The 17,870-nt window shown below is 71.7% G+C and carries 19 protein-coding genes; 10 read left to right on the forward strand and 9 right to left on the reverse strand.

Annotation, left to right across the window (positions count from 1 at the left end):
• Positions 1–317: 317 nt before the first annotated feature.
• Positions 318–638: a multidrug efflux SMR transporter gene (locus tag ABZU25_RS11870; protein ID WP_355029322.1), complete on the forward strand. Its 321-nt coding sequence runs from the start codon at positions 318–320 to the stop codon at positions 636–638.
• A gap of 55 nt (positions 639–693) precedes the next feature.
• Here the strand turns inward: ABZU25_RS11870 and ABZU25_RS11875 are convergent, their stop codons facing one another.
• On the reverse strand, positions 694–2,085 hold the full coding sequence (locus tag ABZU25_RS11875) for a cellulase family glycosylhydrolase (protein ID WP_355029323.1): 1,392 nt from the start codon (positions 2,083–2,085) through the stop codon (positions 694–696).
• A gap of 373 nt (positions 2,086–2,458) precedes the next feature.
• On the opposite strand from ABZU25_RS11875, the gene ABZU25_RS11880 reads away from it, so the two are divergent.
• The 3 genes from ABZU25_RS11880 to ABZU25_RS11890 are packed head-to-tail and all read left to right on the forward strand — an operon-like array spanning position 2,459 to position 4,382.
• Positions 2,459–3,421, forward strand: a complete 963-nt coding sequence (locus ABZU25_RS11880; protein WP_355029324.1) for a TIGR03557 family F420-dependent LLM class oxidoreductase — start codon at positions 2,459–2,461, stop codon at positions 3,419–3,421.
• Between the two features lie 47 nt (positions 3,422–3,468).
• Positions 3,469–4,257 (forward strand): alpha/beta hydrolase, encoded by a 789-nt coding sequence (locus ABZU25_RS11885; RefSeq protein WP_355029325.1) that lies wholly within the window; start codon positions 3,469–3,471, stop codon positions 4,255–4,257.
• Positions 4,254–4,382, forward strand: a complete 129-nt coding sequence (locus ABZU25_RS11890) for a hypothetical protein (protein WP_355029451.1) — start codon at positions 4,254–4,256, stop codon at positions 4,380–4,382. Before ABZU25_RS11885 ends, ABZU25_RS11890 begins: the two co-directional genes overlap by 4 nt.
• A 19-nt stretch (positions 4,383–4,401) precedes the next feature.
• On the opposite strand, the gene ABZU25_RS11895 is transcribed toward ABZU25_RS11890, so the two are convergent.
• The 6 genes from ABZU25_RS11895 to ABZU25_RS11920 all read right to left on the reverse strand — a co-directional run bounded on the left by ABZU25_RS11895 (position 4,402) and on the right by ABZU25_RS11920 (position 9,702).
• Positions 4,402–5,223, reverse strand: a complete 822-nt coding sequence (locus tag ABZU25_RS11895; RefSeq protein ID WP_355029326.1) for an endonuclease/exonuclease/phosphatase family protein — start codon at positions 5,221–5,223, stop codon at positions 4,402–4,404.
• A gap of 8 nt (positions 5,224–5,231) precedes the next feature.
• Entirely contained in the window at positions 5,232–6,722 is a 1,491-nt protein-coding gene (locus ABZU25_RS11900; protein ID WP_355029327.1) for a phosphatase PAP2 family protein, read from the reverse strand.
• 69 nt (positions 6,723–6,791) lie between these two features.
• Positions 6,792–7,793: a YihY/virulence factor BrkB family protein gene (locus ABZU25_RS11905; RefSeq protein WP_355029328.1), complete on the reverse strand. Its 1,002-nt coding sequence runs from the start codon at positions 7,791–7,793 to the stop codon at positions 6,792–6,794.
• Positions 7,786–8,790, reverse strand: a complete 1,005-nt coding sequence (locus ABZU25_RS11910) for a diacylglycerol kinase family protein (protein ID WP_355029329.1) — start codon at positions 8,788–8,790, stop codon at positions 7,786–7,788. Before ABZU25_RS11910 ends, ABZU25_RS11905 begins: the two co-directional genes overlap by 8 nt.
• Before the next feature lie 94 nt (positions 8,791–8,884).
• Positions 8,885–9,466, reverse strand: a complete 582-nt coding sequence (locus ABZU25_RS11915) for a Clp protease N-terminal domain-containing protein (protein ID WP_355029330.1) — start codon at positions 9,464–9,466, stop codon at positions 8,885–8,887.
• Complete coding sequence (locus ABZU25_RS11920) at positions 9,466–9,702, reverse strand: HTH domain-containing protein (RefSeq protein WP_007457155.1); 237 nt, start codon at positions 9,700–9,702, stop codon at positions 9,466–9,468. The genes ABZU25_RS11915 and ABZU25_RS11920 overlap by 1 nt, the downstream gene beginning before the upstream one ends.
• Positions 9,703–9,851: 149 nt before the next feature.
• Here ABZU25_RS11920 and ABZU25_RS11925 point away from each other — a divergent pair, with 149 nt between their 5' ends.
• From ABZU25_RS11925 to ABZU25_RS11935, 3 genes are all read left to right on the forward strand, one after another.
• Complete coding sequence (locus ABZU25_RS11925) at positions 9,852–10,712, forward strand: universal stress protein (protein WP_355029331.1); 861 nt, start codon at positions 9,852–9,854, stop codon at positions 10,710–10,712.
• A 67-nt stretch (positions 10,713–10,779) separates the two neighbouring features.
• On the forward strand, positions 10,780–13,173 hold the full coding sequence (locus ABZU25_RS11930) for a phosphoketolase family protein (protein WP_355029332.1): 2,394 nt from the start codon (positions 10,780–10,782) through the stop codon (positions 13,171–13,173).
• Positions 13,174–13,183: 10 nt separating this feature from the next.
• Positions 13,184–14,029: a universal stress protein gene (locus ABZU25_RS11935; RefSeq protein ID WP_355029333.1), complete on the forward strand. Its 846-nt coding sequence runs from the start codon at positions 13,184–13,186 to the stop codon at positions 14,027–14,029.
• An 11-nt stretch (positions 14,030–14,040) separates the two neighbouring features.
• Here ABZU25_RS11935 and ABZU25_RS11940 read toward each other — a convergent pair whose 3' ends face one another.
• Positions 14,041–14,853 (reverse strand): methyltransferase domain-containing protein, encoded by an 813-nt coding sequence (locus tag ABZU25_RS11940; protein ID WP_355029334.1) that lies wholly within the window; start codon positions 14,851–14,853, stop codon positions 14,041–14,043.
• Positions 14,854–14,862: 9 nt separating this feature from the next.
• Here ABZU25_RS11940 and ABZU25_RS11945 point away from each other — a divergent pair, with 9 nt between their 5' ends.
• Positions 14,863–15,324, forward strand: coding sequence for a MerR family transcriptional regulator (locus ABZU25_RS11945; protein ID WP_355029335.1), 462 nt, complete (start codon positions 14,863–14,865; stop codon positions 15,322–15,324).
• A 56-nt stretch (positions 15,325–15,380) separates the two neighbouring features.
• On the opposite strand, the gene ABZU25_RS11950 is transcribed toward ABZU25_RS11945, so the two are convergent.
• Positions 15,381–16,031: a TOPRIM nucleotidyl transferase/hydrolase domain-containing protein gene (locus ABZU25_RS11950; protein ID WP_355029336.1), complete on the reverse strand. Its 651-nt coding sequence runs from the start codon at positions 16,029–16,031 to the stop codon at positions 15,381–15,383.
• Positions 16,032–16,218: 187 nt separating this feature from the next.
• On the opposite strand from ABZU25_RS11950, the gene ABZU25_RS11955 reads away from it, so the two are divergent.
• Together ABZU25_RS11955 and ABZU25_RS11960 are read left to right on the forward strand one after the other, a co-directional pair.
• Positions 16,219–17,151 (forward strand): ABC transporter ATP-binding protein, encoded by a 933-nt coding sequence (locus ABZU25_RS11955; protein WP_355029337.1) that lies wholly within the window; start codon positions 16,219–16,221, stop codon positions 17,149–17,151.
• A complete protein-coding gene (locus tag ABZU25_RS11960) occupies positions 17,148–17,870 on the forward strand; it encodes an ABC transporter ATP-binding protein (protein WP_355029338.1) in 723 nt (240 codons plus the stop codon). The genes ABZU25_RS11955 and ABZU25_RS11960 overlap by 4 nt, the downstream gene beginning before the upstream one ends.

The following is a 17,870-nucleotide window of genomic DNA, read 5'->3' on the forward strand; positions in this document are numbered from 1 at the left end:
AATCTCTTCACGTTCTGCCGCTGACAACCGTCCAGCCACCACAACCACCTCCATCACCATCAACGAAGGTGTTGCAACCAGCGGTTGACCCCAAGGGCGCAACGGATAGTGTCCAAGATCTACCCTGCCAGCCCTCTCTGCCAGCGGCGACAGCGCGCGGCAACCGGCGGCGGGGCCGCGGCGGCTGGCGGCGGCGGGGCCGCGGCGGCGGGCGGCGGCGGGTGTCCGGGGCACGCCTACGGGGCGGAAGGGCGAGGACATCGCCGGCACTAGCCTGGGGTGGCGCATTCATCAACCACGGAGGACCAAGGGGACGCATGGCGTACGTGCTTCTGGGGATCGCCATCCTCGCCGAGGTGGTGGCGACCAGCCTGATCAAGAGCACCGCCGGATTCAGTCGGCTCTGGCCGACGGTGACGTGCCTCGGCGGCTACGCACTGGCGTTCCTCCTGCTGGCCCAGGCCGTCAAGGAGATCCCCATCGGTGTGGCGTACGCCCTCTGGTCGGGTCTGGGCACCGCGGCCATCGTGGCGATCGGGGCGGTGTTCCTGGGTGAGTCGGTGGGGCTCGCCAAGTTCACCGGCATCGCGCTGATCATCGCCGGGGTGGTCATCGTGAACCTGGCCGGGGGGCACTGACCGCTGTGGTTCCCGGTGGCCGGGTCCGACGTGGACCCGGCCACCGGTCCGACGGTCAGCTCGCCGTGCAGCTCACCACCGGCGGGCTGTTGGTGCCGGTCCAACTGCCGAGGAAGCCGAAGCTGGCACTGGTCCCGGCGGCCAGCCGTCCGTTGTAGTCCGTGTTGCGGGCGTTCACCGTGGTTCCGCTGCTGGTGAGGGCCACATTCCAGGACTGGGTGACGCTCTGGCCGTTGGCGAAGGTCCACCGGGCGGTCCAGCCGGTGATCGCCCTGGCGCCGGCGGTCACCCGTACCTCACCCTGGAAGCCGCCCTGCCACTGGTTGGTCACCGTGTACGTCGCCGTGCAGCCACCCGCGGGCGGCGGCGTGGTGGGTGGCGGCGTGGTCGGCGGTGGCGTCGTGGGCGGTGGGGTGGTGGGCGGTGGCGTGGTCGGCGGGGGAGTGGTGGGTGGGGGTGTGCCACCGAAGACGCTGGCCTCCCGGGCGGTCTGCCGGATTCCGTTGGCGCCGTTGAAGAGCCGCTGACCCCAGGTGGTCAGGTTGGCCGGGTTGAAGTTGGTGGCGAGGTCGAGATACTCCACCCCACCGCCGTTGCCACTCCACGACCAGCCCAACCAGCCGATCCCGTTGGCCTGGCTGTAGGCGAGGATGGTGTCCTCGTCCGGGTCACCGTCGGAGTGGTTGAAGCCGAATTCACCGACCACGATCGGCAGCCCGGCGGCACGGAAACGACCGAGGTAGTCGCTGATCTCCGCGGCGGTGTCGAAGACCCCGTACATGTGGATGGAGAAGACGGTGTTGCGGGCCGGGTCGGCGGCGAAGACCGACGCGGCGTTGTCCCGCATGGTGAAGGACCAGTCCTGACCCCAGTTCGGCGCGTCCACCATGATCGTGTGGGTCAGCCCGCCGCTGCGGAGACGTTTGATCGCGTTGGCGTTGTCGGTGGCCCAGGAGCCGTAGTTCTGGTTGCCGTACGGCTCGTTGCCGATGTTGACGATGACGTATCTTTCCTGGCCGACGAGAACGTCGGCGAGGCTGAGCCAGTAGTCGACGGCCCGGTCGAGGGTGATTGCCCCACTCTGCTCGCCGTACCCGGTGGTGTCGTGCACCTCCAGCACGCAGATCAGCCGGTTGGCTTTGCAGGTCGAGATGACGGTGGCGACGTCGGCGTTGGTGTTGCGGGTCCACCGGTCTCCGCTGGAGAGCACCACCCGCACGGTGTTCGCGCCGAGCGCCTTGACGTCGGCGAAAGAGCTGGTCTGCTGCGGATACCAGGTGTGCGCGTGGTTGACGCCGCGCATGACGAATTCGGTGCCGTTGGCGTCGTACAGCTTGCCGCCCGCGACGGAGAAACCGGCCGCGGCGTGCGCCGGCTGGCCGAACGCCAGCAGGGCGACGAGCAACGCGAGCAGGGCCGCGCCGGCGGCGGTGAGTCGAGTCTTCATGGCCTTCCTCAGGGAGGACCCCCGGTGCCCGACAGGGGTGGGACGTGACAGGGGAAGGCGGCTGCAGCCCGGCAGCCGCGCCCGACTCCCGGCGCACGCATCAGGGTAGGGCGATGGGTTGGTCCTCGCAACCGGTTCAGTTGACAGACCCGGACTCCGGACAGCCGCAACGGCCCACGCGAACGCGGGCCGTCACGGAGCGATCATCCCCACCACAGGATGTGCGCCACCTCCGGCTCTTAACCGGTTAAGACCGACGGTAGGCAGGTCACCGTCATCCGTCAAGCACTGCCATCCAGAACCGGACGGGAGGGTTGACCGCGGCCGACGGGGGTATCCCGGGAACGATCAGCCAGTGAGAGGGGATACCAGGATGGTCAGCGTCGGCTACACCCTGATGGGCGAACAGGCCGGTCCCAAGCAGTTGGTCGACCACGCGGTCCGGGCCGAGGCGGCCGGCTTCGACCAACTGGTGATGTCCGACCACTACTACCCCTGGCTGGACTCCCAGGGCCACTCTCCGTACGCCTGGTCGGTGCTCGGAGCGGTCGCCCACGCCACCTCCCGCGCCCAGCTGATGTCGTTCGTGACCTGCCCGATCCGCCGCTACCACCCGGCCGTGGTCGCGCAGAAGGCCAGCACGATCGGGGCGCTCTCGGACGGCCGGTTCACCCTCGGTCTGGGTGCCGGGGAGAACCTGAACGAGCACGTGGTCGGTGGCTGGCCGCACGTGCAGCAGCGGCACGAGATGTTCGAGGAGGCGTTGCAGATCATCCGGCCGCTGCTCAACGGGGAGACGCTTACCTTCTCCGGCAACCACTTCGACGTGCCGGACGCCTACGTCTGGGACCGCCCGGAACGGCCGGTGCCGATGGCCGTCGCCGCGTCCGGTCGGCAGTCCGCGACGTTGGCCGCCGAGTACGGCAACGGCATCATCTCCACCGAACCCGACAGGCACATCCTCGAGATGTACGACGACGCCGGCGGCGCCGGCCAGCCCCGGTACGGGCAGGTGGCCATCTGCTACGGCCCGGACGAGGCGGAGTGCCGCAAGATCGTGCACGACCAGTTCCGTTGGTTCGGGATGGGTTGGAAGGTCAACGCCGACCTGCCCGGCCCGGAGTCCTTCGCCGCCGCCACCCAGTTCGTCAGGGAGGAGGACGTCGCCGAGGGCGTCCCCTGCGGGCCGGACATCGACGCGCACGTCGAGGCGTTCCGCACGTTCGTCGACGCCGGCTTCACCCACGTGGCGATCATCCAGGTCGGCGGGGAGACCCAGCCGATGTTCCTGGACTGGGCGCAGGAGCAGCTACTGCCCCGGCTGCGGGCGTTGTGAAGCCGACGCCCGGCTGTCACTTCGGTCCGGCGGAGCTACGGCTCGCCATGGCTGCGCCCCGGCCAGCAGCCGGCCTGACCAGCGAGTGGCGGCTCGTCGACGGGCTGCGCACCCACACCCGGCGCAGTACGGCACCGGGGACCGGGACGCCGCCCGTGGTGCTGGTGCACGGCCTGGCCGTCTCACACCGTTACCTCACCCCGCTGGCCGTCGCGCTCGCCACCACCCACCCGGTGTACGTGCCGGACCTGCCCGGCTTCGGGCTGACCGAACACCCCGACGGCGCGTACGACGTCCACCGGCACGCCGCGCACCTGGCCGCCTGGCTGGCCGAGTACCGGCTGCCGCCGGTCTGCCTGCTCGGACACTCGTTCGGCGCGGAGGTGGCCGCCGCGCTCGCCGCGAACCACCCGAACGCGGTACGTGCTCTGGTGCTGGCCGGGCCGACAAGTGACCCGTCGGCCCGGTCCCGCACGGCCCTGTTCGGCAGGTGGCTGGTGGACTGCCTGCGCGAAGCGCCGTTGCAGGCGCCGATCCTGGTCCGCGACATCTGGAACGCCCGGCCCTGGCGGGTCTTCGCGACGCTGTCGCACTCGGTGCACAACGCGATCGAGGAGGACCTCGTTCGCGTCACCGCGCCAACCCTCGTCGTGACCGGTGCTCGCGACCCGGTCGTACCGGCCCCCTGGCGCGACGAGGCGACCCGGCTCGTGCCGGACGCAAGCGTGGTGGTCGTTCCCGGTGCCGCGCACAACGTGGTCACGACCGCCCCGACCCAGGTCGCGGATGCGTGCCGCCGCCTGCTCGCCCCACATTCCGCACTCTCGGACAGGTGACCCTCATGCGCTTCGGCAACACGGAGATCCGCCCGCTCGGCGGTGGCCTCGGCTGCCTCCTGATGATCCTCTTCTCGATCCTCGCCTCGGTGGTGCTCACCGTCCTGCTCAACCTGGTGCTCTGAGGCTCACCCCGTCCACGCCTCAGGCGCCGGTTGCGGCCGGGCCGAGGTCGAGTGTGGTGAGCAGCGGATAGTGGTCCGAGGCGCGGTTCGCCGTTCCGCCCCGGAGCACCCGGCACTCGCGCGTCCGCTCCGCCACGTCGCGCGTGCCGAGCAGGTAGTCCAGTCGCATGCCGGCGAACTCGGCCCCGCCGAAGCGGGTGGGCACGGTGTGGCCGTCGGCCTCCGGCGCCCCGACGTTGCACGACGGCCAGAGGTCGACAAGGTCGGCGGCGAGCAGCCGGGCGATCGCCCGGGTGTCGACGGCCCCACCGAAGCGGCGCAGATGCCGCCGCCGGTAGAGGGCCGGCATCCCGGCCAGCCGCTCGGTGTGGTCGACGCCCGGGTCGAGCGAGTTGAGGTCACCGGTGACAAGTGTCAACGGTCCCCGGGCCCGTCGCACCGCCCGGACCAGCCAGTCGGCCTCCATCCGCCGCCGTCCACCGGAGTACGGGTAGAGGTGGGCACCGAGCACGGTGAGCGGGCCGGCGGCGGTCGCCACCACGACGCGGGCGGCGGCGTGGTGGAACGGCCGGCGTAGCGGCCCCGCCTCGACGACCTGGTACGGCGGCCGGACCAGCACCGCCACCGGCTGACCGAGACAGGACCGGGCCAGGTGCGGCGTCATCCCCACCCGACCCGCCACGCCTGCCATCAGCCCGTCGCTGTCGAAGCCGCGCAGCTCCTGGAGGGCCAGCACGTCCGGCGCCTGCTCGTCGATGACCCGGACCACCTGCTTTAGCCGGTCGCCGCCGCCGCGGTCCCGACCGCCGGTGCGGATGTTCCAGGTCATCAACCGCAGCACTGTGGCGCTCAGTCGGCTCGGCCGGCGCGCGCCAGCTCGTCGTCGAGGGTGTCCACGTCCTCCGACTCGACGGCCGGTTGGTTGCCTTCCCTCAGGTCGGCGTTCGGGCGGATGACGAGGTAGAGCAACCCGATCCAGAGCGCGGAGAGCAGGATCGCGCCCATGAAGTCGGTCGGGTGGTGCATGCCCCGGTACATCCGGGAGGTGGCGACCCCGGCCGGCATGATCACGGCCAGCGCCACGAAGATCCAACGCCACCACCTGTCGGTACGCGGGAACACGATGACAGTGATGGCCAGCCAGACGCAGATGGTGGCCGCGATGTGCCCGGACGGGAACGACGAGGTGGGCATCTGCCCGTCGAGGTTCTCCACCGCCGGGCGCGGTCGGTCGACGGCGCGGGCCGACGCGAGGAACAGGGTCAGCTCCCCCACCATCGCCAGCGCCACGAACAGCACCGGACGCCAGCGACGCCAGACCGCCAGCACCAGTGGGCAGAACACCAGCGAGATGATCAGGATCGCGTGGGTGTCGCCGAACTTGCTCCACCACCAGCTCACGTCGGTCAACACGTCGGTGTGCCGCTCGGCGAACCAACGCGGCACGTCGGTGTCGAGGGTGTCGAAGACGGTGCCCTTGGCGTGATAGCTGACGTACGTGCCGAAGCCATACAGCGCCCCGAACACGAGCACCCAGCCCACCAGCAGCTCGGCCACCGCCGAACGGGGGTGGGCCAGCACGTGCTCCTCGGCCGGGGCGGCGGCGATGTCGTGCCCGGCCTCCGGCTCCAGGCCCTCGGTCAGCGGCGGCACCGGCCGCCCGCGCTCGCGCCGCCACAGCCGGAACGCGTACGCGGTGACGCCCAGCCAGGCCGCGCCGAGCAGCCAGCCGGCCAGCACGTCGGAGATGAAGTGCACGCCCAGCGCGATCCGGGTCAGGCCGATCACCGCCACCAGCACGCTGACACCGACGATCGCCGGCTTGCGCCAGCGGGGCGCCATGGCCGGCAGGAACACCAGCAGCAGTGCCCCGTACGCGACGAACGAGCCCAGCGCGTGCCCGCTCGGGAAGCTGTTGCCCGGTGCGCTGGCGATCGGCACGTCCACCACCGGGCGGAGCCGACCGACAAGCGTCTTCAGCGACGGGTCGAGGATCAGGCCACCGACCCCGGTGATGATCAGGTAGACGGCCAGCCGTGGCTGTTTCCGAATCAGCAGCCCGACCACGGCGACGCTCACCAACCAGATCAGGATCGGTCGGCCGCCCAGGTCGGTCACCGCCTGCAGAACGGTGACCAGGGCGTGGTGTGGGGCGACGAGCCCGTTGAACCATTCGGCGACGGCATGGTCGCCGTCCTGCAACGGGCTCCACCGCACCCGGACGAGCAGCAACAGCAGCCCGAAGGCCACCCCGGCGCCGGTGACGGCCGCCAGACCCACGATGCTCCGCTCGGCGAAGTGACCGATCGGACGTCGCGCCATCTCCTTGACCGCGGTCACCCCGCACCTCCCTTTTCTGTCTGGCGAGGCGCTTTACCCGATCCGCGTCCGTCGTACACGCCGGTGCCGCTAGAGCGCCGTCATGTCTCCGGTGTCGAGCAGCTCGGCACGGTCGGTGTCGGGCTCCCAGAGGTCTGGTTGGGCCGGCTCCCGTACCCCGATGCGCAGCGCCTCCAGCTGGGCGGCGAAGGCCAGCCCGCCGAAGAGCGCCATCCCGGTCAGGTTGGCCCAGAGCAGCAGCGCCATCATGCCGGTCAACGCGCCGTAGGTCTGCCCGAAGCCGTCACTGAACCGCACGTACGCGGCGAGCAGCAGGCTGGCCAGCCACCACAGGACCGTGGCGATGCCGGCGCCGAAGAACAGCCAGGACAGGCCGGGCTGGTTGCGTCGTGGCGCGTGCCGGAACAGCACGGCGACGGCGAGGACGGTCAGGCCGAAGCTCAGGGGGAAGCGGATCACGTCCCAGATGCCGTTGGCGAGCGCACCCCACTCGTAGTGCTCGCGCACCGAGTCGCCCATCGCGCCGCCGCCGACCAGGATCAGGAAGCCGGCGAGCGCGGGCAGACCCGCCGTGACGGCCAGCACCGCGGCGCGGAGGTACTTCCACAGCGCCGGGCGGTCCCGCTCGACACCGTAGATGCGGTTGGCGCCCCGCTCGATCTGGGCCATGGTGGTGGTCAGCGCGAACAGGCCGGTGAGCAGACCGAGGCTGAGCGCCAGTTCCCCGGCGTCCTCGACGCGTTCGCCCTCCCCGAGCAACTCGCCGACCATCTGCGCGCTCTGGCCCGGGGTGAGCGCCAGCACGGTGTCGGCGACCACCCGGCCGCCCTCCTCGACGCCCAGCTCGCTGATCAGGCCGGTGAGGGCGATCAGGAACGGCACCACGGCGAGGCAGAGTTGCAACCCGAAGGCGCGGGAGTGGCTGAACCCGTCGCCGTAGCGGAACCGGATGAAGGCGTCCCGCAGCAGGTGCCAGCCGCCCTCCCGGCGCAGCGTGTGCCAGGCGTCGTCGGCGGACAGCTCCTCGTCGGCCATCAGCCGGGTCTCCGGCACGATCCGGGTGCTACTCACGGCGCGCGTCCTCGATCAGCTGCTCGCCCCGCTCTCCGGCGCCTTGCGCGTCGACGGCCAGGTCGGGGGTGTCCTCTGGTTGGGGGACGCAGAGCCAGAGCGCCTGGGGCCGGACTTCTGCCGCCAGTTGCCGGTCCGGAGAGATGAGGTCGCCGTCCAACTCCCGGGGTTGGGCCCGGTTGCTGGTGATCACCACGCGCCGGCCCCGGAACACCTCCATGCGCGGCACCTGGCCGCTGCGGCGGATCACCGCCCAGCCGAGCGCCAGCCAGTGCCGCAGGTTGTGCGGGGTGAGCACGGCGACGTCGAGCCACCCGTCGTCCGGTTCGGCCTCGGTGAGCAGGTGCACGCCGCCCTGGAGCCGGCCGACGTTGGCGATCAGGACCGAGCGGGCCCGGCGACGTACCGGCGGGCGGTCGTCGATGCGGATCTGCACCCGCATGGGCCGGTCCCGCAGGTGGCGGGCGGCTCCCATGACGTACGCCGGCCAGCCGATGCGGGCCTTGGTGGTCTCGGAGGTGGCGGCGAGCATCTGGGCGTCGAAGCCCATACCGGCCATCACTGTGAAGTACTGGTCCTCGACGGCGCCGACGTCCAGCAGCCGTCGACCCCGCTCGATGGCGACCTGCAGCCCGGCGGCCAGGTCGGTGGAGAGACCGAGGTTGGCGGCGAGCAGGTTGCCGGTGCCCTGCGGCAGCACGGCGAGGGCCACGTCGGTGCCGACCAGCGCGCTCACGCAGGACATCACGGTGCCGTCGCCACCGCAGGCGAAGACCAGGTCGACGCCGGCCTTCACGGCCTGCTCGGCCTGACCGCGGCCCGGGTCGTCGACTGTCGTTTCATACCACTGCGGCTCGGGCCAGCCGGCCGCGTTGAGCGCGTCGTTCACGGTACGGCGCAGCTCGTCGAGATCGTCGACCTTCACCGGGTTGACCACCACGGCGGAGCGCAGCCCACCGTCGCCGCCCGAGGGCCGCCTGTCCTGTCCAGCATCCACGGGCGCCAGTGTGCAGCACCGGGGCACCTTCAGCGACCCAGCGGGGGGCTCGCGTCGAAAGTGCCACAGACACGTTTCAACGCGAGCGCACCCGTCAGGCCGCCGCCCGGAGGGCGCTCTCCACCCGTCGGCGCAGATCGTCGAGGTCGATGCCGGACTCGGTGAGCACCAGCGCGCCCAGCCCGTGGCCCTCCCGGAGCACGCCGAGCAGGATGTGCTCGGTGCCGATGTGCTTGTGGCGCAGGCGCAGCGCCTCGCGCAGGGACAACTCCAGCGCCTTCTTGGACCGGGGCGAGAACGGGCCGCCGAGGTACCGCCGCCGGCGACCCCAGCGGCTGCGCGGCGCCGGTACGGCCTCGCGCAGCGCGTCCGGGCCGAAGGACTGCTCGATGCGGGCCACGATCGCGGCCAGGTCGATGCCGATCTCCCGCAGGGCCGCCGCGTCCGCGTCGCCGAGGCCGGCGCCACCGCTGGCGGTGTGTCGGCGGACGCGCTCGCGCAGGTCGTCGGCGCGCACGCCGGCGTCGGCGAGCACCCGGCTGGCCAGGCCGGCGTCGTCGGCGAGCAGGGCGAGCAGCAGGTGCTCGGTGCCGACCGGCCGTTGGCCCTCGGCCCGCGCCTCCTCCAGCGCCCGGCGCACCACGCCGCGCGCCCGGTCGGTGAACCGTTCGAACATCACGCCTCCCAGGATGAGTTGACCGCCGGTCGCCCGGCGTGTTTCTTGTGCACCGCCTGCCGGCTGACCTCGAGCGCGTCGGCGATCTCCTGCCAGGACCAGCCCTGTCGACGGGCGTTGTCCACCTGGACCACCTCGAGCCGCTCAAGCAGCCGGCGCAGCGCGCGGACAGCGCGCAGCCCGACCCGGGGGTCGGTGCTGCCGGCTGCCGCCGCGAGTTCTGTCGCCTGACTCATGTCGTCAACATACGTTGACAGTGCCTGTGCTGTCAACCCCGGTTGACGATCGGGTGGTGCCCGAACCGGCCCGCCGCCGTGTCCATCGGACTACCCTCGGTCAGGGACAGCTTGGTGAGGCCGGGCGCGACGCCCGGGAGGTGATATCGATGGCCGCAGCCACCGACGGGGCGGTGCTTGTCGGCCTCGGCTCGGATCTCGACCTGCCGGTCGTCGAGCAGGCCGCGCAGGAAGCCGCCGGACACGGCCGCGCCCTGCACCTGCTGCACACCTTCGACTGGCACGCGGCCTTCGCCGCGGACAGCGTCGCCGCACCCCGCGACCGCGCCGAAGAGCTGCTCACCCGGGCCGCCCAGCTTGCCCACCAGGCCGAATCCGGACTGACAGTGAGCAGCGAGATCGTCGAGAGCGCCATGCTGGCCACCCTCATCCGCCGATCGGAGACGGCCTTCCTGCTGGCGGTCGGCGACAGCGGGATGGCCGGCAGCGGCCAGTGCGTCCCGGCCGAGACACCCGCCGTGCAGTTGGCCGCACGGGCCGGTTGCCCGCTGCTGGTGGTCCGCCGCGAGCCGCCACCGCAGGGCCCGGTGCTGGTCGGGGTGGACGGCTCGCCCAGCTCGCACCTCGCGCTGCAATGGGCTGTGGAATGCGCCGCCCGCCGGGACACCCGGCTACTCGTACTACGGGTGGTGGAGCAGGACGAGGACACCGACGCCGTCGCCGAGCAGCTCAGCGAGGCGCTGGCCCGACATGTCGGGCGCGACGGCTCGGTGCCCACCGAGTGCCGAGTCGTCCGCGGCGATCCCGGTCAGGTGCTGATCGACACGTCCCGCGCGTCGCAGGTGGCGCTTGTCGCCGCCCGCGGCGACGAACCGGGACGAGGGATGCTGGGCGCGGTCGCCCAATCCCTGCTCTATCACTCCCCCGCACCGGTGGTCGTCGTCCGTGGCCTGACCGAGGCGCCGCTGACCGCCCCGGGTGCCCGGCCGGCGCGGGACCAACGGCCCTGACCCGGGGCGTTCGCGGCGGCGAAGCTGGACGCCGGACGCCCCACTCCTACCCGCGAGAGGCAGCCTGATGGACACCGCTCTCGACGTGCAGCGCGCCCTCACCGACGACGAGCTGCGCCGGCTGGACGCCTACTGGCGCGCCGCGAACTACCTCACCGTCGGGCAGATCTACCTGCTGGGCAACCCGCTGCTGCGGGAGCCGCTGACCCCCGACGACATCAAGCCGCGGTTGCTCGGACACTGGGGCACCAGCCCCGGGCTCAACCTCATCTACGCCCATCTCAACCGGGTGATCGTGGCGCGTGACCTCAACGCCATGCTGGTCACCGGCCCCGGGCACGGCGGCCCGGCCATCGTGGCCAACACCTGGCTGGAGGGCACCTGGTCGGAGCGCTACCACGACGTGGCGCGCGACGAGGCCGGGATGTCCAAGCTCTTCCGCCAGTTCTCCTTCCCCGGCGGCATCCCCAGCCACGTGGCGGCGGACGTGCCGGGTTCCATCCACGAGGGCGGCGAGCTGGGGTACGCGTTGAGCCACGCCTACGGCGCCGCGTTCGACCACCCGGACCTGGTGGTGGCCTGCGTGGTCGGCGACGGCGAGGCGGAGACCGGGCCACTGGCCGGCAGTTGGCTCTCCGACGTCTTCCTCAACCCGGCGCGCGACGGCGCCGTGCTGCCCATCCTGCACCTCAACGGCTACAAGATCGCCAACCCGACGGTGTTGGCCCGGATCCCCGAGGCCGACCTGCTCGACCTCATGCGCGGTTCGGGCTACCAGCCGTACGTGGTGGCCGGCGACGACCCCGCCCAGGTGCACCGCATCCTCGCCGCGACGATGGACCGCGCGCTGGACGAGATCGCCGAGATCCAGCGGCGGGCCCGTTCCGGCGGCGTCGTCGAACGTCCCCGCTGGCCGATGATCATCCTGCGTACGCCGAAGGGCTGGACCGGCCCGAGCCAGGTGGACGGCGTCCAGGTGGAGGGCACGTACCGCGCCCACCAGGTGCCGCTGTCGGGGGTCCGCGACAACCCGGCCCACCTGGCCGAGTTGGAGCGGTGGATGCGCGGCTACCAGCCCGAGGAGCTGTTCGACGCCACCGGCGCGCCGGTGGACGAGCTGCGCACGCTGCCACCGCGCGGGGACCGGCGGATGAGCGCCAACCCGGTCACCAACGGTGGCGTGGTACTGCGCGACCTGGCCCTGCCCGACTTCCGCGACTACGGCGTGGACGTCCCCGAGCCGGGCCAGCCGATGGCCGGTGCGACCGGGGTGCTGGGCCCGTGGATCCGCGACGTCATCAGCGCCAACCCGCAGACGTTCCGACTGTTCGGCCCGGACGAGGTCGCCTCCAACCGGCTGGGCGCGGCGTTCGAGGTGACCGGCCGGGCGTGGGTCGCCGCCACCGTTCCCGGCGACGACCATCTCTCCCCCGACGGCCGGGTCATGGAGGTGCTCTCCGAGCACCTGTGCCAGGGCTGGCTGGAGGGCTACCTGCTGACCGGCCGGCATGGCGTCTTCACCAGCTACGAGGCGTTCATCCACATCGTCGACTCGATGCTCAACCAGCACGCCAAGTGGTTGAAGGTGACCCGGGCCATCCCCTGGCGGCAGCCGCTCGCCTCGTTGAACTACCTGCTGTCCAGTCACGTCTGGCGTCAGGACCACAACGGCTTCTCCCACCAGGATCCCGGCTTCATCGACCACGTGGTCAACAAGAAGGCCGAGGTGGTGCGGGTCTACCTGCCGCCGGACGCCAACACCCTGCTCGCCACGATGGACCACTGCCTGCGCAGCCGGCATTACATCAACGTGGTGGTGGCCGGCAAGCAGTCGGCGCCGAACTGGCTGACGATGACCGAGGCGATCCAGCACACCCGACGCGGCCTGGGGATCTGGGAGTGGGCAAGCAACGACGGGGGCACCGAACCGGACGTGGTGCTGGCCTGCTGCGGGGACGTGCCCACCCTGGAGACGTTGGCCGCCGCCGAGCTGCTCCGCCAGCACCTCCCGGACCTGCGGGTGAGACTGGTCAACGTTGTCGACCTGATGCGACTCCAGACGGACACCGAGCACCCGCACGGTCTGACCGACAACGAGTTCGACACCATCTTCACCGAGGACCGGACGATCATCTTCGCGTACCACGGCTATCCCTGGTTGATCCACCGGCTGACCTACCGCCGCAACAACCACGACAACCTGCACGTACGCGGCTACAAGGAGGAGGGCACCACCACCACCCCGTTCGACATGGTGATGCTCAACGACCTGGACCGTTTCCACCTGGTCATCGACGTCATCGACCGGGTACCCGGGCTGGCCGCCCGCGCCGCGCACCTGCGGCAGCGGATGGTCGACGCCCGGCAGGCCGCCCGCGACTACACCCGCCGGTACGGCGAGGACGACCCCGAGGTCGCCGAGTGGCGCTGGGTCCGCGAAACCGACCCGACGAACCCCTGAGGAGGACGACGTGCGCGACGCGGAGATCCTGGTCGGCTACGACGGCTCCACCGACGCCTCGCAGGCGGTGGAGTGGGCGCTGGAGGAGTCTCGGCACAGCGGCCAACCGGTGCGGCTGGCGTACGTCTTCGAATGGCTGACCGTGGCCGGCTGGGTCGGTCCGGGTGTGGCGCCCGGGGTCTGGCCGGACGAGACCGCCCGCCGGCAGGTCGAGGACCTGGTCGGCAAGGCCGCGGCGGACGCCGCCGCCACCCACCCCGGGCTGACGATCACCGGCGAGGTGTACGACGGACCACCTGCCCTGGTGTTGCAGGAACGCTCGGCCGAGGCCGGCATGCTGGTGCTCGGCAGCCGAGGCCACGGCGGATTCGGTGGCCTGCTGGCCGGATCCACGGCCGTGTCGGTGGCCGCCCACGCACACTGCCCGGTCGTGGTGGTCCGCGACGGTACGGCCAGTGGACCGGACGACCCGGTGGCGGTCGGCGTGGACGTTTCGGAGCCGTCGCTGGTGGCGCTCGGTTTCGCGGCCGAACGGGCGGCACGCCGGCAGGTGCCGTTGCGGGTTCTGCACGCCTGGACTCCGGGTCCCGGTGGGGCGGCCGGGGTGCCCGACGAGCGGGCCGCGGTGGAGCAGGCGCTGGAGCCGTGGCGGCGAACGTTTCCCGAGCTGAGCATGACCGTCGACGTGATCCCGGGCAGCCCGGCGGCGATGCTGATCGAGGCGAGCCGGTCCGCGCAGTCGGTGGTGGTCGGCAGTCGGGGCCGGGGTGGGCTGGCGGGGATGCTGCTCGGCTCGGTCAGCCAGCAGGTGATCCAGCACGCCAGCTGCCCGGTCGCCGTGGTCCGGGAACGCTGAGCGCGCGGAGATCAGCTGGCCGTCGCTTGCCGGCGACCGGCTCGGGTGTCGGGTGGCACGGTGCCGGCCGCGACGAAGAAGGGCAACGCGACAATGAGGCGGTCGGCCATCGCCCGGTCACGTTGGTCCGTCAACCATGCGGTGGACTGCTCGTCGGTGATGGCACCCGTGTTGCGGGCGGCCCTGGCGAGTCCGGTGAGCATGTCCAACAACAGGGCCTGGGTGAACACGACAGTGCGGGCTGCCAGCGACACCTCCTGGAAGCCGGCGTCCAGGAGCAGGCTGCGGTAGCCGCGAGCGACCCGAGGCCGGGGAATCGTGTCGGCGCGGGCCTGGACGATCCGGCGGGTGAGGGCACCGTCGGACGAGTCGATGACGATGGCGTCCCAGTCCTGGCCGAGCAGCACGGCTCGGCCGCCGGAGCGCAGGACCCGCCGGGCTTCCCGGGCCGCGACAATCGGCTCGGCCAGCTGGTGCAGGACCTTGTCGGCGCGATATCCGGCCATCGTGGCGGTCCCGATGGGTAGCCGTTCGGCGGTACCGATCCGCAGGTCCGCATCCGGGTAGCGGGCGCGGGCAACAGCCAGCATCTCCTCGTCGGGGTCGATGCCGATGGCCTGGAACCCGTACGCGCTCAGTTCCGCGACGGCCCGCCCCGTGCCGGCGCCGACATCCACCACCTCGTCCGCGGGATTCAGGCACAGCAGGTCGTAGGAGTACCGCCGCAGCTCGATGATCGCGGGAAGTTCCTCGACGGCGTCCAACCGTGCCGCCACAGCGGATGTGCTGTCGGCAGGGCGTGCGTTCGCTTTCCGCTCTGACATCCTGGCAGCATGGGTCCTCACGTCGACGTGAAGTCAAGGCTGCCCATCGGTGCCGTCGCCGCGCGTTTCGGTCTCGCTCCACACGTCCTGCGCCACTGGGAGGCGACCGGCCTGCTGCACCCTGCCCGGACCGCCGATCACCGGCGTCGCTACGACACTCACGACATCGCACGCATCGCGGTCATCCTGCGGGCCAAGGAGGCCGGGCTGGCCCTGGACGAAATCCGCCGGATGCTCGCGGCAGATCCCCCGTCCCGGCGGCGGGTGCTGGCGGAGCAGCGCGTCCGGGTTGCTCAGCGGATCGCGCAGGACCAGGCCAGACTTGCCCTGCTGGACTGCGCCCTGGCCTGCGACCACGACGACGTCGCCGAGTGCCAGCACGTTCGCGAGGTGACGTCCCGACGAGCGACAGTCGATGCCATCGCGCCGGCGACGGCTGCCCGGCGTCAGTCGGCGGCGCGGCCCTCCTGACGGCCGCACCTCGGCTGTCGCGACGACATCGTCGACCCACCCTCGTGATCGTGGGATCAGCCGGCGAGCAGCCGGTCCAGCGGGCGGGGAACGCCGCCCGGGTCGAGGGCACCCACCAGCGCCTGGGCGTAGCGGGCCTTGCGGCCACTCATCGTGCCCAGGAAGCGACGCAGTTGCCGCTCGACCGACCGACCGCGCTGCGCGGGCTGGTTCTGGAAGACCCGGAACCGGGCCAGGTCCCGCTGCTCCGCGATGACCCGCTCGACGCCGTCGCTGCCGAGCGCCCGGATCAGCTCGTCCTCCAGGTCGGTCACGCAGACGTGGAAACCGAGCGCCTCCATCGCCGCCCGGGTCCGGCCGGCACCGAGGCCGGCGTCCTCCAATCCGCGCCGGAAGAAGTCCTCCTCGGCCTCGTCGCACAGCCCGCGTACGGTCACGGCGAGGCCCTGCGCTCCGCAGAGCCGCAGGTATCGAGAGGCGCTCATGGCGCCACCGATCGGCACCACGCACACGCCCTCGGCCGCCAGATCACGGTGCCGCCGCTCGGCCAACGCCTCCACCGCGCGCTGGTCGCTGACACCCTCGACGAGCACGACCGTCCGCAGACCGACGGCCAGGTCCCGGGCCGCCGCGCCGGCCGCCGTGGCGTCGGGACCGCCGGCCGCCCAGGCGTGTACGGCGGCTCGGAAGCGGTCCGGGTCTCGCACGGGGCAGAGTCTCGCAACAAGCAGCCCGCCCCGCCACCGGATTGTCGACGGTTGGCGTGCTCGCCCGCCGACCCTCTTAGAAAAGCCGCCCAGGGCATGGTCAACGGAGCCGCCGATTGCGAAACTGCTTCAATCCGCGTCCGCTGCCCGAGGCTGGCTCGACATCGGCACAACCGGACGGAGGGGAATGTCCAGCACACCGCTGTCCCTGCCGCGGCCATCCGCGCGGGCGCCCGAGTTCGGCCGGGACGCGCTCATCGTCTGCGAGAACCTGGTGCGGATCTACCAGACCGGTTCGATCGAGGTGCAGGCGCTACAGGGACTGGACCTGGCCGTGGAGAGCGGTGAGCTGGTCGCCGTCGTCGGGGCCTCCGGGTCGGGCAAGTCGACGCTGCTCTCCATCCTGGCCGGCATCGACGCCCCCACCGCCGGGCGGGTCCGGGTCGAGGAGTGGAATCTGCTGGCGATGTCGCGCGCGGACCGGGTGGACTACCGGCGGCACACCGTCGGGTTCGTCCGGCAACAGACGGCGAGCAACCTGATCCCTTACCTGACCGCACGGGAGATGGTGGACCTGCCGATGACGGCGGCCCGCACCGCGAAAAAGGAGCGCCGGGAGCGCGCGGCCGAGCTGCTGGACAGCCTCGGTGTCGCCGACTGCGCCGATCGGCGCCCCGGCCAACTCTCCGGAGGGCAGCAGATGCGGGTCGCGATCGCGGTGGCGCTTGCCAACCAGCCGCGGGTCCTGCTCGCCGACGAGCCCACCGGTGAGCTGGACGCCGCCACGTCCGCGGAGGTCTTCGGCGTGCTGCGGGACGTCAACCGGCGTTACGGCGTCACCGTTGTCGTGGTGACCCACGACCCGGAGGTCAGCGGCCAGGTCGAACGGACCGTCGCGATCCGGGATGGGCGCACCAGCAGCGAGGTGCTGCGCCGCACCACCACCGACGCGGCGGGCGACACCCACCTGATCGCCGAGGAGTACGCAGTGATGGACCGGGCCGGGCGGGTCCAGGTGCCCCGCGAGTTCCGCCAGGCGCTGGCGCTGACCCGACGGGTCCGGCTGGCCCTGGAACCCGACCACATCACGATCCGCCCCGACTCGGGAACCGGCGAATGAGTAACGAGCCGCTGCTCAGCGTGCGCGGCGTACACCGGCGCTTCCGCAGCGGGCCGGCCGTCGTACACGCCCTGCGCGGCGTGTCGTTCGACGTGGCCGCCGGTTCCATGGTGGCGCTCGTCGGCCGGTCCGGCTCGGGCAAGACCACACTGCTCAACGTCATCGGCGGCCTGGATTCCCCGGACGCCGGCACCGTGCACGTCAACGGCACCGACGTCACAGCGCTCGACGAGGATGGCCTGTCCCTGCTGCGGCGCGACAAGGTGTCATACGTCTTCCAGAGCTTCGGGTTGATCCCGGTGCTGTCGGCCGCGGAGAACGTCGCCGCCCCGCTGCGGCTGGCCCGCGCCGCCCCGACCGATCGCGAGCGGCGCGTCGAGTTGCTGCTGGAGCTGGTCGGGCTGGCCGACCACGCCCAGCAGCGGCCGGCCGAGCTGTCCGGTGGCCAGCAGCAGCGGGTGGCGATCGCCCGCGCGCTGGCCGCCTCGCCCCGGCTACTGCTCGCCGACGAGCCCACCGGGCAACTGGACGCCGAGACCGGCCTGTCGGTGATGGCCCTGCTGCGCGGGATAGTGGAATCCGAAGGCGTCACCGTACTGGTGTCGACGCACGACGCGGTGATGATGGCCTTGGCCGACCGGGTGATCCGCATCCACGACGGGCACCTCGACGAACAGGCGGCCGGGCAGCCGTACGAGCCCGTGCCGGACGTCAGGTGA

Origin of the sequence: Micromonospora sp. NPDC005215, assembly GCF_040607915.1 — a bacterium.
Taxonomy (GTDB): domain Bacteria; phylum Actinomycetota; class Actinomycetes; order Mycobacteriales; family Micromonosporaceae; genus Micromonospora.

Bases quoted from the DNA above. Each gene is read 5' to 3' on its own strand.
- ABZU25_RS11885 (WP_355029325.1), top strand. From the start codon at position 3,469: ATGGCTGCGCCCCGGCCAGCAGCCGGCCTGACCAGCGAGTGGCGGCTC.
- ABZU25_RS11925 (WP_355029331.1), top strand. From the start codon at position 9,852: ATGGCCGCAGCCACCGACGGGGCGGTGCTTGTCGGCCTCGGCTCGGAT.
- ABZU25_RS11955 (WP_355029337.1), top strand. From the start codon at position 16,219: ATGTCCAGCACACCGCTGTCCCTGCCGCGGCCATCCGCGCGGGCGCCC.
- ABZU25_RS11870 (WP_355029322.1), top strand. From the start codon at position 318: ATGGCGTACGTGCTTCTGGGGATCGCCATCCTCGCCGAGGTGGTGGCG.
- ABZU25_RS11940 (WP_355029334.1), bottom strand. From the start codon at position 14,853: ATGTCAGAGCGGAAAGCGAACGCACGCCCTGCCGACAGCACATCCGCT.
- ABZU25_RS11960 (WP_355029338.1), top strand. From the start codon at position 17,148: ATGAGTAACGAGCCGCTGCTCAGCGTGCGCGGCGTACACCGGCGCTTC.
- ABZU25_RS11915 (WP_355029330.1), bottom strand. From the start codon at position 9,466: ATGTTCGAACGGTTCACCGACCGGGCGCGCGGCGTGGTGCGCCGGGCG.
- ABZU25_RS11930 (WP_355029332.1), top strand. From the start codon at position 10,780: ATGGACACCGCTCTCGACGTGCAGCGCGCCCTCACCGACGACGAGCTG.
- ABZU25_RS11920 (WP_007457155.1), bottom strand. From the start codon at position 9,702: ATGAGTCAGGCGACAGAACTCGCGGCGGCAGCCGGCAGCACCGACCCC.
- ABZU25_RS11945 (WP_355029335.1), top strand. From the start codon at position 14,863: ATGGGTCCTCACGTCGACGTGAAGTCAAGGCTGCCCATCGGTGCCGTC.
- ABZU25_RS11880 (WP_355029324.1), top strand. From the start codon at position 2,459: ATGGTCAGCGTCGGCTACACCCTGATGGGCGAACAGGCCGGTCCCAAG.
- ABZU25_RS11875 (WP_355029323.1), bottom strand. From the start codon at position 2,085: ATGAAGACTCGACTCACCGCCGCCGGCGCGGCCCTGCTCGCGTTGCTC.